Genomic DNA, 13,605 nt, shown 5'->3' with positions numbered 1-13,605 from the left:
CGTAGAGAACAGATTTGTCGGTATGAAGAGCCGCGGATGTTATGAAACTCCGGGTGGAACGATTATGTTAAAAGCACACCGTGCTATTGAATCTATCACGCTTGACCGTGAAGAGGCACACTTAAAAGATGAGCTAATGCCTAAATATGCAAAACTAATCTATAACGGTTTTTGGTTTTCTCCTGAGCGTGAAATGCTCCAAGCGGCAATTGATAAAACTCAAGAGAATGTAAACGGAACAGTAAAGGTAAAACTTTACAAAGCAAACGTAACAGTCGTAGGACGCGCCTCTGAATCTTCACTCTTTAACCCTGAATATTGTACCTTTGAAGAGGATGCCGTTTATGACCAAAAAGATGCGGCAGGATTCATCAAGCTAAATGCACTTCGTTTTATCATTGAAGGCAAAGCTAGAAAAAAATAACAATTAATCTCAAGGGAAAAGAATGAGTATAATAAAAATAGATATAAATTCATCTAAATTTCAAGCTGAACTAGAAAAAACCATTATATTTACAGATAAAGTAAATAAACTCTTTGGCTGGGTTTACAATCCACAAGAAGAGGTTAACGAGGGCGTACAGATGGGTCTTGCTAGAAACAAGATGATGTACGGCAAACGTTTTTGCCCATGTTTTATGGTTGAAGTTATTAATGATACGCCAAAGAGCGTAGAAGATAGAATCTGCCCATGCAAGCCGGCAATCGAAAAAGAGATTCCTGAGGATGGTGTATGTCACTGCGGAATCTACTGTACACCAGAATATGCACAAAATAAAAAAATAGAGATGGGAATGGAAGAGGCAGTTCACACCCACTCTCGCGGTTTAACTCAAGAAGAAGCAAAAATCCTGCTCAATGAAAAAGAGCTTGACGGGGATGAACTTACATCTCTTCTTGAAGCAAGAGAACTTGGCATGGTAAATTTTAAACTCGTTGATGTCCGCGAACATATGGAGTGGCAGATGGGTCACATAGAAGGAGCCGATAAGCTGGTTCCTACAAGCAGTTTTTTTGCGGCACTCGAAGATGCAAAACTAAACAAAAATGAAAACATTATTCTATACTGTCATGTCGGAAGCAGAAGTGCTCATTGTGCTAGAATTTTAGGCGATATGGGATATACAAAAATAGGAAATCTAACTTACGGAATCGTCTCTTATGGCGGCGAAATAGAGAGATAAAGGAAAAAAATGAAAGTATTATTAATAAAAGATGTTAAAACACTTGGCAAAGCAGGTGAAGTTAAAGAGGTAAAAGATGGCTACGGTCAAAACTTTTTAATCAAAAAAGGGTTTGCAAAACATGCAACTACCGAAATTTTAGAAGAACATAAAGAGAATGAAAGATTAGCAGCGGAAAATTTAAAAAAAGAGATTGCAGACTTAAAAGAGCTAGCTGCCAAACTTGATAAGCTAGAGATAGTTATCACTAAAAAAGTTGGACAAAACGGTCACCTTTTTGGCTCAATCACAAAAGATGAGGTAGCACATGCTCTGCTAGAGCAGCACAGCATTGAGATAGACAAAAAACATATTACCGACAAAGTTGCTATTAAAACAGTCGGCGAACATGACTTAGATCTTAAACTAGGTCATTCAATCCACGCAACACTACATGTGGACATTGTAGGCGAATAATGTTTGATGCTACTACAATTCTCGCTTACAGAGGTAAAAACAGAGCCGTAATCGGCGGTGACGGTCAAGTTACTTTTGGCAACAGCGTCTTAAAGGGTAATGCAACAAAAATCCGCACACTTTATAACGGAAAAATCTTAGCCGGATTTGCAGGAAGTACAGCTGATGCTTTTAACCTTTTTGATATGTTTGAGGATTTTTTAGAGGCGAAAAAAGGCGATCTATTAAAATCAGTAATAGCATTTTCAAAAGCTTGGAGAAAAGATAAAGTGCTTCGCCGTCTTGAAGCTATGATGATTGTTTTAAACAACGAACATATTTTTATACTCACTGGCAACGGTGATGTTGTTGAACCCGAAGATGGAGAGATAGCTTCCATCGGAAGTGGCGGAAACTTTGCAATATCCGCTGCACGTGCTCTGAAAAAACACACCCAGATGGATGAAGAAGATTTAGTGCGCCAGAGTCTCAGTATTGCAGCTGATTTATGCATCTACACAAACCATAATATAAAAACTCTTATACTAGAGGGGGAGAAGAAGTGAATTTGACGCCAAAAGAGATAGTCGAGTATCTAGACAGATATGTTATCTCGCAGCACAATGCCAAAAAAACAATCGCTCTAGCTCTTAGAACCAGATACAGAAGGATGCGTCTCTCTGCTGAACTTCAAAAAGATATTACCCCAAAAAATATCCTCATGATAGGTTCTACCGGTGTCGGCAAGACAGAGATTTCAAGGCGCTTAGCAAATATGATGAAAGTTCCTTTTATCAAAGTAGAAGCAAGCAAATATACTGAAGTCGGTTTTGTAGGACGCGATGTTGAGTCTATGATTAGAGATTTGGTTGTGGCATCTATCTCAATTGTAAAAGCCGAAAAAGAGGAAGAAAACAGAGAAAAAATTGAGAACTATGTTATAAATAAAATAGTTGAAAAACTTCTTCCCCCTCTTCCTTTTGGTGCAAGCGAAAGTAAAAAAGATGACTACCAAAGACTCTTAGAAGCGATGGAGAGCAGAGTTATATCGGGAGAGATGGATGATAAAATTATAGAACTTGAGATTGAAAAGATACATATAGAGTTTAACGACACAAATCTTCCTCCTGAGATGGCAAAAGTTCAAGAGTCTTTCTCAAAAGTTTTCTCCCAAATGAACAAAGAAGATAACAAAAAAGAGGTCAGCGTAAGGGATGCAAAATCTATCTTAAAAAGTGAAGCAAGTATAAAACTTCTAGACTCCACAAACATAAACGCAGAAGCACTGAAACGTGCAGAAGATGGCGGGATTATCTTTCTTGATGAGATAGACAAGATAGCAATCAGTGAAAAATCACAAGGCAGAAACGACCCCAGTAAAGAGGGAGTTCAGCGAGATTTGCTTCCTATAGTTGAGGGCAGCAGCGTTAGTACAAAGTATGGAGTTATAAATACCGATCATATTTTATTTATTGCAGCAGGCGCATTTCATCTTTGTAAACCAAGCGACCTTATCCCCGAACTTCAAGGAAGATTTCCACTAAGAGTAGAGCTTGAGTCTTTAACAGAGGAGACTCTTTATAAGATTCTTACTCAAACTAAAAATTCACTCCTTAATCAATATGAAGCACTGCTAGGTACTGAGGGAATGAAGCTTGTTTTTGAGGATGGGGCAATTAGAGCCATAGCAAAATTAGCACATCGTGCAAATGAAATCACAGAAGACATAGGTGCTAGAAGACTTCACACGGTTCTAGAGAAGGTGCTAGAAGATATAAGCTTTAATGCAGATGAGTATAAAGAGTTTATAGTTACTGAAAAATTAGTACATGAAAAGTTAGACATTATTGTTGAAAACGATGACCTCTCAAGATATATATTATAGGAAAAAATATGAAAAATGACGCTTTTACTGAAGAAACCAATGCAGGTTTTACTGAAGAAACCAATGCAGGTTTTGTTGCGCTAATCGGTCGTCCAAACGCCGGGAAAAGCACACTTATGAACTCGCTCTTAGGCGAAAATATTGCGATGGTCAGTCAAAAAGCCAATGCAACAAGAAAAAGATCAAATGCGATTGTTATGTATAAAAACACTCAAATTATTTTTGTTGACACTCCCGGACTGCACGAGAGAGAGAAAGTTTTAAACCAGTTTATGCTTGATGAGGCACTAAAAGCTATGGGAGACTGCGACCTTATAGTCTATCTAGCTCCTGTTACCGACAACGTAGAAAACTATGAAAAATTTTTAAAACTAAACAACTCTAAAATAAAGCACCTCATAGTTCTAAGCAAAATAGATCAGGTCTCTCAAGAAAAATTATTTAAAAAAATAGCACAGTACAACCAATTTTCAGATAATTTTGAAGCACTTATCCCAATGGCGGTGCCAAAAAAAGTGGGTCATGAGGATTTGCTTAAAACTATATCGAAGCTTTTACCGAAGTCGCCGTTTCTTTTTAACCCCGAGGATTTAACAAGTGAACTTGTTCGTGATATTTATGCCGGATTTATCAGAGAAGGCGTGTTTGAAAATGTTAGTGATGAGATTCCGTATGAATCCGATGTTTTGATTGAGAAAATTTACGAAGAGAAAAATATAGACAAAATTATTGCTACTATTATTGTAGAAAAAGAGTCCCAAAAAGGAATCATCATTGGCAAAGGTGGGGAGTCTATAAAGCGAATCGGGAAATATTCAAGAGAGAAAATTGAAGCACTTAGCGGTAAAAAAGCCTATCTGGATTTACAAGTTGTTGTTAAAAAAGGGTGGAGCAAAGATAAATCATATTTAAAAGAGGTTGGTTATAGTTCATGAAGTTACTACTGATTATATTTATTAGCTTAAATATCTATGCAAGTGATATATTAACTAGTTATAGAATAAACGGCATTACCCAAATTGAAAAAGAGATGGATCAAGAGTTGGCAAAAGAGGAGTATTGGAGCAGAATAGTAAAAGATAAAGATACGACTTTTGGTTATATAGAATCTTATGACAATGTTCTTGCATGTGATAAATCTGAGTCCGCCTTGAAGCTCTACTCACTTGATCAAAACAGAAGCTTTAGCTTCAAAAAAAAGTATGATGCTTTTACCGGTAAGCTAAAGGGCGATAAAGCAAAAGAGGGAGATTTAAAAACTCCAATAGGAATATACCAAATAACTCAAAAACTCTCAAAAGATACGAAGCTCGATCCCTTTTACGGACCTCTTGCCTTTGTAACCTCATACCCAAATGTTTATGACTCTTACAGAGGCAAAAATGGTTCAGGTATATGGATACATGGACTTCCCTCACAAGACAGAGACGAGTTTACAAGAGGTTGTATTGCTATAAATAACTCCAGCATAGAGTGCTTGGACAAAACCATAGATATAGAAAAAACTGTTTTAATAATTGATGAAACAAAAGTAAAACAAAATATCTCAAAAAAAACGCTCTCTTCTCTCTTAGCCCAACTCTACTCATGGAGATATAGTTGGATTTATGACGATATAGAGGGCTATCTCAGCTTTTATTCACCTTCGTTTGTAAGAAATGATGGGATGGACTTAGATAAGTTTAAAAAGTATAAAATCAGAGTTTTTAAAAAAGTTGAAAAAAAGACTATTTTATTTAATGACATAAATATTTTTCCATATCCAAATACATCAAATATTTATCAGATAAACTTTAAAGAGTTGTATAAATCTGACACATTCAAATTCACTGGAGATAAGACATTAATTGTAGAACTTGACAAAAATAATCAGATCCGTATATTAACTGAAAGATAAAAAGAAGCAGCAATGAAACACAACCTAGCAAAACTATTTTTTACTCTCTGCCTATGCCCTCTTCTTTTAAATGCAAATGTTCAACTTCTTAAAAAAGAAAATGCCGATTCAAACACTACCCTTCTTGTTATCGGAGGCATTCACGGCGATGAACCGGGTGGATATTTTTCTGCATCAATCCTAGCAACCCATTACAAAATAAATTCAAATAACTTATGGATAGTACCTAATCTAAATAAAGATAGTATCCAAAAAAATGATAGAGGCATTTACGGAGATATGAATAGAAAATTCGCCTTGATAAAAAATGACGATAAAGATAGAAAAATCGTTGAAGAGATCAAGGAGATAATTACACAAAAAAATGTCTCTTTAGTCTTAAACCTACACGACGGCAATGGCTTTTATAGAAAAACAGACAAAGGGAATATCTTTAATCCCAACGCTTGGGGGCAGACTTGTGTTATTGATCAGTGTGATTTAAATCAGACGCAACCTTTTGGAAACTTAAACACCATAGCGTTTGATGTAAAAAATAGAATAAATAAGAGATTGATAGAAGACCATCATACATTTGATGTAAAAAATACCAACACAAAATTTGACGATGAAGCAATGCAACACTCTCTTACATTTTTTGCAGTTACGCACAATAAACCCGCCTTTGCAATAGAGAGCAGTAAAAATCTACCATCTCTATCACAAAAAGTTTTTTATCACCTCCTTGCAATAGAGGAATTTATGAAAATAATGGAGATAGGCTTTACAAGAGAGTTTGATTTGGATGAGAAAAACATAGCAGCAATACTTCAGATGCACGGTGATTTAAATATAAATGACAATATTTCTATTAATTTAAGTAACTCAAAAAAATCTTTAAATTTTATCCCGGTAAGGGCAGAGGGTAATGTATTTACATTCTCTAATCCGCTGGGAAGCATCGCTAAGGAGGGTCGTAACTTTGTTGCATATATAGGTAACGAAAAGGTTGTGACTCTAAATCCGCAATATTTCAAACTAAATCAGACATGTACAGATAAATTTGACATTATTATTGACGGAGTAAAAGAAACTTTAAAGAAAACTTCAGATATTATTGTAAATACCAATTTTAACATTATCAAACAAAGTGATTATCGTGTAAACGTAATTGGTTTTACGGCAGAAGGGTTGATTGACGAAAGCGGCATAAATATAGAGCTTAAAGATTTCGACAAAAGATTTTCTATCGATACGAATAACAAAGTTTATAGGGTTGAATTTTATAAAAATGATGACTTTTGTCATATGTCAAAAGTTTATTTTATACAGGAACATAAAAATGAGTAAAAAAGAACAACACTCTTTCTCTAGCGTACTCTCAATAAATCCTTATAAAGGTACTTATGTAAATGCAGTTTCAAACTTTTTAAATGAAACTACTTCCGCTGCATACTCCAAAAAACAGTATGTCATCTCCTATCTAAATACAAAAAATTTCATAAATAGTCACATTGCAGTTAGCAAACACATACCCAAAGAGGATCTGTATGATGCTATCTACAATAAAGCTTATGACGAACTAGGTCTTGATCAAGCTATCATATATCAAATACAATACATTGAGACTTTTAATATTTTAGATGAAAATAACAGAAATTTTCATATCTTTATTATTGATCCGGCAATAATTGATGATGTTTTTAAAGATGTAATAGAGAAGGTAAAATATATAGACTATATTATACCCTCTGCTCTTCTATTAAAATCACTTTACTCTAGGGATATCATAAATAGTAGCGGGGTTCACTGTTTTGTCTATTTTCAGGAAAATGACACATTTATCACTATATATAACGAGAGAAATTTTGTATATACAAAATCTATAAATTACTCATTTTTACAAATGCATGAGAGATTTTGCGAAATTTATGGAGAGATGATAGAGTATGAAGAGTTTATAAACTTTCTCTCAAATGAAGACCTCAAGACTACAGAGAGTGTTTATAAAACACATATTATCAAACTTTATAAAGAGATATTTGCAAATATAAATGATATTTTAACATATGTGAAAAGAGCTCTGGATATTGATAAAATAGAGTGCTTATATATAGATACACAACTTAAATCTTTTATTAAACTAGATGAAATGGCTGAAGTTGAGCTTAGTATTAAATGCAGCAGCTTCAATTTCGACTACGGACTCAAGAGCAAGGAGAGTCATGTAGATCATCTTCATTCACTCATGTATATATACACTACTCTTTTAGAGAAAGATAGATATGAGTGTAACTTTACCGTATATCCCCGCCCTCCGAAATTTATAAAAAGAGAGAGTGGTCGCGCAAGCTTACTTGCTGTTGCTTCACTTGTACTTGCTTTTATATATCCTGTGACTTACTATACTCTTACCTATGCTCAGTCGCTGCAATATAAGCTGTTAGAAGATGAGTATAAGAATGTTCATAATATTAAAATCACAAGGGAAGCTATCGTAAAAAACAGAGAAGCTGACCAAACAAAAGTTTCAACACTTCTTGCAAAAGAGGAGCAAGAGTATGTCGAAAAGAAAAATACTCTTATAAAAATTCATGACGTTAAAGTAAACTATCCCATGAAAGCTGAACTTGTGCATAACTTAACAAAAGATCTAAATAGCTACAATGTAAGACTTGAGTCTGCTCTGTACTCACAAGCGCAAGAGAGTGAAAAAAGTAGTAGCCTTATAAAAGAGCTCAAGCTCGGGCTGGTATCTACTAATGATAAAAAAATTACTGATTTTATTAAGTACCTGACCAAAGTTTATAAAGACAAGTTTCACTTCTCAATAGAAGAGATATCTTATGAGAAGGAAACCAAATTATATTTTGGTGAACTAAAGGTAAACTTATTATGAATTTCAAATTAATAATAGAAGAAACCCTACAAAGAGTTGACAGTTTTTTTAAGAAAAAATCTCAAAAAGATACATATATGGTATATGCTATGATTGTTGTTATTTTTTTCTTTATGGCTTATCCATTTTATGATTTATCCATGAATGAATTTGAAACTACTAAGAAAAAAGTTCAGGAAATAACGACAAAAATTGAATCAGATAAAATTTATCTCAAAATCAATACTGAAGCAAAAGTAGCTATGCTTGCTCAAAAGACTAAGGGACTTGAGGCTGAGCTTATTACTCAAAAAGAGAAAAACAGCTACATAAAAGAGAAAATAGAGTCCATATCCTCACTTATTTATGATGAAAGAGCATGGGGAGAGTACCTTAACTCTATATCAATAAATGCTAAAAAGCATAATATCAAGATAGTTAATTTTGCTAATAGTTACGCTAAAAATAAGGAGTCTGCTTTTGGTCATGTTTTAGATATTAAACTTGAAATTAAAGGTGCTTATTTAGATACAGTAAAGTTTATAAACTCTCTAGAACAGAGTGAACTAGTTGTCGATGTGCATGACTTTAACATAAAAGCTCAAGATGCACTAAATACAAATCTTGATCTTTCAGTTTGGGGGATTACTTACTAATGAAAACAACATTAATAATATTACTTACAATTTTTCTAAGTAACTCTCTTTATGCCGATGAATTAGAGTGGGTAGATGAGCAGATAGAAGCGATTAAGCCCCCAAGAAAAGGCATCAAAATAACAACAGTTGCAGATCCCTTTATCTTTTTAGAAAAAAACCGACCTCAGGAAAAAAAAGGCTCTAAGCAGACTCCTGCAACCATAAAAAATGCAGCACCTTCAAAAACAGATGATACTGCCAAAGCAGATGAGGAAACTTCTGTAAAAAAGAGTTTTGCTCTAAGTACCATTATCAACTCATCGGCTATGATTGACGGAGATTGGTACAAGGTAAGTGACAAGATTAACGGATATACGCTAACAGACATAACCAAAACAACAGTGACTCTAAAAAATGGCACCAAAGAGATTACCTTATCAACAGTTAATAAAAATCAAAATTTAAAATTTAAAAACAAGTAGGGCAGATTCATGAAACTTATAAAAACAACAATTTACTCAACTCTTTTAACGCTTCTATTATCCGTTAATGCATTAGCTGATTGTTCCTATGAACTCTTTAGCATCAGTTCCACGAAAAACACTAAAATAATAGACTTTATAGAGCAGCTTAGTGATGAGTGTGAATTTAGTATTATTGTGACCGATCCGAATGCGCAAGAGTTTTTAGATAACTCATTAAATAAGACAAACTTAAATAATCTAACCATAGACGAAGTCTTAAATCTTGTATTAAAAGAAAATAATCTTTCATATACTCTTGAAAACAATATTTTAAAGATTTCCTATCTGCAGACAAAAATGTTTAATGTTGACTATATTCTCTCACAAAGAAAGAGTGAATCAAAAACCAATATAACTCTCTCCTCAGAAGGTGCCGGTACTTCTTCTACCATGAGAAGAACCACTACCAATACGGCCAATGCAGAGGATAAAGGCGGTGGATCTGCAGGTAAATCAGGTATGAATATAAATAGTTCGGACGAAGTAGAGTTTTGGCACAATCTTGATATAGAGTTTCAATCTGTTTTAAATAGACCTCAAGACGTTTACATTGCACAACCTCCAATCATTAACAAAAACGCAGGAATCATTACAGTTACTTCTACTATCAAGCAGATGCAAAGACTAGAGGAGTATCTTACAAAATTACAAGACAAAGTACAGCTACAAGTTTTAATAGATGTTCAGATTCTCTCCGTAACCTTAAGCGACGGAAAAACTACTGGGGTCGACTGGTCACAGCTTTATAAACTTCAAAATATTGATTTGGGTTTTAATTACATCAGCAAAAATAATCTAATTGAATTAACCAACGATGGCGGCATCTTAGGGACTACAACATTTGACACAATGGGAGAACAAGCTGTTAATAACGCCCACGCATTTCAGTTATCCGCAAAAGGGAACTTAAACGAGGTAATAAAGTTTCTTAAAACTCAAGGTGACGTAACTTCTATATCAAATCCAAAAGTTTTAACACTTAACAATCAAGCGGCACTAATTACTGCCGGAACAGAGTATTTTTATAAAATCATAAGTACCGAGACTCTCTCTGGTACTACAAGCGGAACTCAAAGTACGAGTGAGGATCTTCAATCAGTTTTTGCAGGTGTTTTACTTGATATTACACCTGAAATCTCTGATGAGAATATGATAACACTAAAAATAAACCCTTCCCTCTCAGAAACAGCATCAGATATATCTCTTGTTGATGCATCAGACAGAACTATGCCGCCGGACCTTCGCAGACGTCAACTCTCTTCTGTTGTAACCGTAAAGGATGGAAATCGTATTATTTTAGGCGGTCTAATTAATACAAGCAATAACGTCCGTATGAACAAAGTTCCTATTTTAGGAGATATCCCTATAATAAACTATCTATTTAAATATGAAGATAGACAAAAAATTACTCAAGAGCTTGTAATTGTTATTGAGCCTCATATTGTTCGCAAAGATGATAAAAAACTATCATTATCAGACCTAGGATATGAAGGACTCTCAGAAAATGTTTTACTTAATGCTAAGAAAGCAAACTTATCTCCATTAAATAACCCAAGAGAGGTAAATTGAAACCTAGCATCTATGAAGACTCAAGGGATGTTTTTTTAGATACAGTTGATGCTAAAGATTACATCCAGCTTGAGAGAATCTCCACGATTTACCAAGTCTTAAAAGACTCGATAAAAAAACCATTTAAAATGGTGCTTTTATATGGCAAGCCAGGTACCGGCAAGAGCATGTTCTTATCAAAACTTCATGAAAGTATTGCTTCTGAACAAAAAGCCTACCTTTACAAAACACCTATTCTAGATGAGAGTGAATTTTATAAAACACTTGCGCAAGATCTCTATGAAATCAGGTATGACGGTGAGTTAAACTTTACGCAGTTTATGAGAGTAGTAGAAAACAGAGAGCTTGTAGAGGCAATAGTTCCTGTTATTATGCTTGATGAAGCCCAATTATACTCCACAATTATGATGGAAAAAATCAGACTTCTCTCAGATACAAGGAAAGTAAAATTTGTCATCGCTCTTCATAAAACAGAGAAAGAGGACATTATTGCAAAAGAGCACTTTCAGACAAGAATTTGGGAGAGCATAAAACTTGAAAATGCTCTCCCTTCAGAGTTAAAAATATATATTCAAAAAAAACTTATGAAAGCAAATTGTATTGATACCGCAAGTATGTTTACTCCAAAATCTATAAACCTCATCCACAAATTAACAGATGGAAACTATAGAGACACAAATAAATTAATCTATACACTCTTTGATATATATCACTATTATGCACAAAACACTCCAAATAAAATAAAAAGAAATGAGATTTCAGCAAAAATAATAGAGATGGCTGCAATCCATACAGGATTAATAAATGCTTAATATTCATGAACTAGAAAATAAACACAAAAAATATAAACTAAAATCTTTTGCTCCATACCTAGTAATTTTACTAAGTATTACTATTGTTCTTATCTCAATATTATTTTTCTTACTATATGATTTAGGCTCAAATACAGAACTTAATAAAAGTGAACAAATTGCACAAAAAGAAGAGTCTCAAAGAGAAGAGAACAGTACAAGCAACCTAACTCAAGAGAAAAATGAGACTCTCCAAAAAGAGATTTCAATACCAGAGATAGTTAAAGAAGTGCCCAAGACTGAAGAGGTAACCGAAGCAATACAGAAAAAAGTTCTATTGTCGCCATCTCTTAACTTTATAAAAAGCATAGAGTCGCAAGCACCAATATACAAAGAAAAAGTTCATAAAACGGCTGCCATTGTAGAGCAACAAATAAAAAAGCCTATTCAAAAAAAAGAAGAGATCTTGCTACCGGCTGTAGAGGAGGTCAAAGAGTCAATGGCTATAGTAGAAAAAACCGGCTCTATTGACATAAAAAGAAGGGATGAGGAAGTTGACATTAAACATGTTATTAAAAGATTCAATATTAATCACAATCCTGCTTTGAGTCTTTTTGTTGCAAAAAAATACTATCAATTAGAAGATTATGAACAGGCATATAACTATGCTTTGGCAACAAATGAGTTAAATAACGATATGGAAGCAAGTTGGATTATTTTTTCAAAATCACTTGTTAAGCTTGGCAAAAAAGAGATGGCGGTTGAGACTCTTAAAAAATACATTAATTACTCTAGTTCATCACAAGCAAAGCAGTTGCTAGATGAGATTTTATCAGGAAAATTCAAATGAAAGCACTATTATTAACCATGCTCATAGCAGTAAGTCTGTTTGCTGATGCAAAACAAGAGATGCTCGGGCTTTTTCAAAACAAAGAGTATAAAGATGCATGTAGTATCGGCTTTAAGAACTTTGCAAAATATTCAGCAGATGAGGAGTATATCTCTTTATACGCTTTTGCTTGTTTAAATATTGATTATATAGATAGATTATCCGTGCCCATTACCATACTTAAACTCTCTCCCGAGTCAAGAGCAAACGCGGCATACTTTTCGATAATATTTATGCAAAAAAAGCTTCTATATCATGCTCTACTTGATGATTATGATATATCGTCACTTAATCTGCCTACAACTGATTATATTTTGTCAAAAATTTTTGATTTTTACACTAAACTTGAAAAAAAAGAGCCACAAGAGTTTTATATTTTTGAAGATGAAAACGACAATCAGTTAAAGTATAAGTTGTATATTTTAAAAGACGATAAAATAGACAAGATGGTTATTGAAGAGCTTCAAAATTCAATTAGTATAAAAAAACATATCTACTGGTAGGAGGCATTATGGACAGAATAACATCAGATTTACTGGCTAACGGCTCCATCATGAAGAGTCAGGTCGACAGGCTTATAGCTAAGGGTCTCGACACCAACTTGATTCTTAGGGATATTACAATCTCTGGATTTATGACCATGGACAGACTTATCAGGTTTATAGTTGATAAGATACAAAACGGTGAATATGATCTCTCTATAATCGACAACTACGACTATATTAAAGAAAAAGATGTTCTTCTTAAGCTTGCCCAAAAACAAAATCTTCTTTTTCTAGATTTAGACTCCATAGATATGGATTATAGACTTATAGAAAAAATCTCTCTTGCTCAGCTAAAAAAATATAACGCACTACCGGTATCTGAAGATGATTTAAGTATAACAGTCGTTTTTTGTGATCCTCTGGATATAAAAGCCCATGAAACAGTCCAAAG

At 34.0% G+C, this 13,605-nt stretch carries 14 protein-coding genes and 2 pseudogenes; all 16 read left to right on the top strand.

All coding sequences use genetic code 11. The features are described 5' to 3' along the window. Positions 1-424, top strand: a pseudogene (locus M0Q17_RS07990) (argininosuccinate synthase domain-containing protein); the annotation flags it as partial. Between the two features lie 22 nt (positions 425-446). Then, positions 447-1,184, top strand: coding sequence for a ferredoxin-thioredoxin reductase catalytic domain-containing protein (locus M0Q17_RS07985; RefSeq protein WP_295085627.1), 738 nt, complete (start codon positions 447-449; stop codon positions 1,182-1,184). Positions 1,185-1,193: 9 nt separating this feature from the next. Then, positions 1,194-1,640, top strand: coding sequence for a 50S ribosomal protein L9 (gene rplI, locus M0Q17_RS07980; RefSeq protein WP_295085624.1), 447 nt, complete (start codon positions 1,194-1,196; stop codon positions 1,638-1,640). Further along, on the top strand, positions 1,640-2,185 hold the full coding sequence (gene hslV, locus M0Q17_RS07975; protein ID WP_295085621.1) for an ATP-dependent protease subunit HslV: 546 nt from the start codon (positions 1,640-1,642) through the stop codon (positions 2,183-2,185). The genes rplI and hslV overlap by 1 nt, the downstream gene beginning before the upstream one ends. Beyond that, the gene (hslU, locus tag M0Q17_RS07970; RefSeq protein ID WP_295085618.1) at positions 2,182-3,504 is read left to right on the top strand and encodes an HslU--HslV peptidase ATPase subunit; all 1,323 of its coding nucleotides are present in this window, start codon (positions 2,182-2,184) and stop codon (positions 3,502-3,504) included. The genes hslV and hslU overlap by 4 nt, the downstream gene beginning before the upstream one ends. 8 nt (positions 3,505-3,512) lie before the next feature. Then, on the top strand, positions 3,513-4,439 hold the full coding sequence (era, locus tag M0Q17_RS07965; RefSeq protein ID WP_295085616.1) for a GTPase Era: 927 nt from the start codon (positions 3,513-3,515) through the stop codon (positions 4,437-4,439). Further along, complete coding sequence (locus M0Q17_RS07960) at positions 4,436-5,401, top strand: L,D-transpeptidase family protein (RefSeq protein WP_295085613.1); 966 nt, start codon at positions 4,436-4,438, stop codon at positions 5,399-5,401. Before era ends, M0Q17_RS07960 begins: the two co-directional genes overlap by 4 nt. A gap of 12 nt (positions 5,402-5,413) precedes the next feature. Further along, complete coding sequence (locus M0Q17_RS07955; protein WP_295085610.1) at positions 5,414-6,730, top strand: M99 family carboxypeptidase catalytic domain-containing protein; 1,317 nt, start codon at positions 5,414-5,416, stop codon at positions 6,728-6,730. Next, positions 6,723-8,279 (top strand): hypothetical protein, encoded by a 1,557-nt coding sequence (locus M0Q17_RS07950; RefSeq protein ID WP_295085607.1) that lies wholly within the window; start codon positions 6,723-6,725, stop codon positions 8,277-8,279. Before M0Q17_RS07955 ends, M0Q17_RS07950 begins: the two co-directional genes overlap by 8 nt. Next, positions 8,276-8,914, top strand: a complete 639-nt coding sequence (gene pilO, locus M0Q17_RS07945) for a type 4a pilus biogenesis protein PilO (RefSeq protein WP_295085604.1) — start codon at positions 8,276-8,278, stop codon at positions 8,912-8,914. Before M0Q17_RS07950 ends, pilO begins: the two co-directional genes overlap by 4 nt. Beyond that, the gene (locus M0Q17_RS07940; protein ID WP_295085601.1) at positions 8,914-9,378 is read left to right on the top strand and encodes a hypothetical protein; all 465 of its coding nucleotides are present in this window, start codon (positions 8,914-8,916) and stop codon (positions 9,376-9,378) included. The genes pilO and M0Q17_RS07940 overlap by 1 nt, the downstream gene beginning before the upstream one ends. A 9-nt stretch (positions 9,379-9,387) precedes the next feature. Continuing rightward, entirely contained in the window at positions 9,388-10,989 is a 1,602-nt protein-coding gene (gene mshL, locus M0Q17_RS07935; protein WP_295085598.1) for a pilus (MSHA type) biogenesis protein MshL, read from the top strand. Continuing rightward, positions 10,986-11,801, top strand: coding sequence for an ATP-binding protein (locus tag M0Q17_RS07930; protein ID WP_295085595.1), 816 nt, complete (start codon positions 10,986-10,988; stop codon positions 11,799-11,801). The genes mshL and M0Q17_RS07930 overlap by 4 nt, the downstream gene beginning before the upstream one ends. Continuing rightward, a complete protein-coding gene (locus M0Q17_RS07925; RefSeq protein ID WP_295085592.1) occupies positions 11,794-12,630 on the top strand; it encodes a CDC27 family protein in 837 nt (278 codons plus the stop codon). The genes M0Q17_RS07930 and M0Q17_RS07925 overlap by 8 nt, the downstream gene beginning before the upstream one ends. Beyond that, positions 12,627-13,172, top strand: a complete 546-nt coding sequence (locus tag M0Q17_RS07920; protein WP_295085588.1) for a hypothetical protein — start codon at positions 12,627-12,629, stop codon at positions 13,170-13,172. The genes M0Q17_RS07925 and M0Q17_RS07920 overlap by 4 nt, the downstream gene beginning before the upstream one ends. Positions 13,173-13,180: 8 nt before the next feature. Then, a pseudogene (locus tag M0Q17_RS07915) lies at positions 13,181-13,605 on the top strand (GspE/PulE family protein); the annotation flags it as partial.

Origin of the sequence: Sulfurimonas sp., assembly GCF_023229105.1 — a bacterium.
Taxonomy (GTDB): domain Bacteria; phylum Campylobacterota; class Campylobacteria; order Campylobacterales; family Sulfurimonadaceae; genus Sulfurimonas.
Note: the sequence above shows the minus strand (reverse complement) of the source record. Positions and strands in the feature narration are given on the sequence as shown.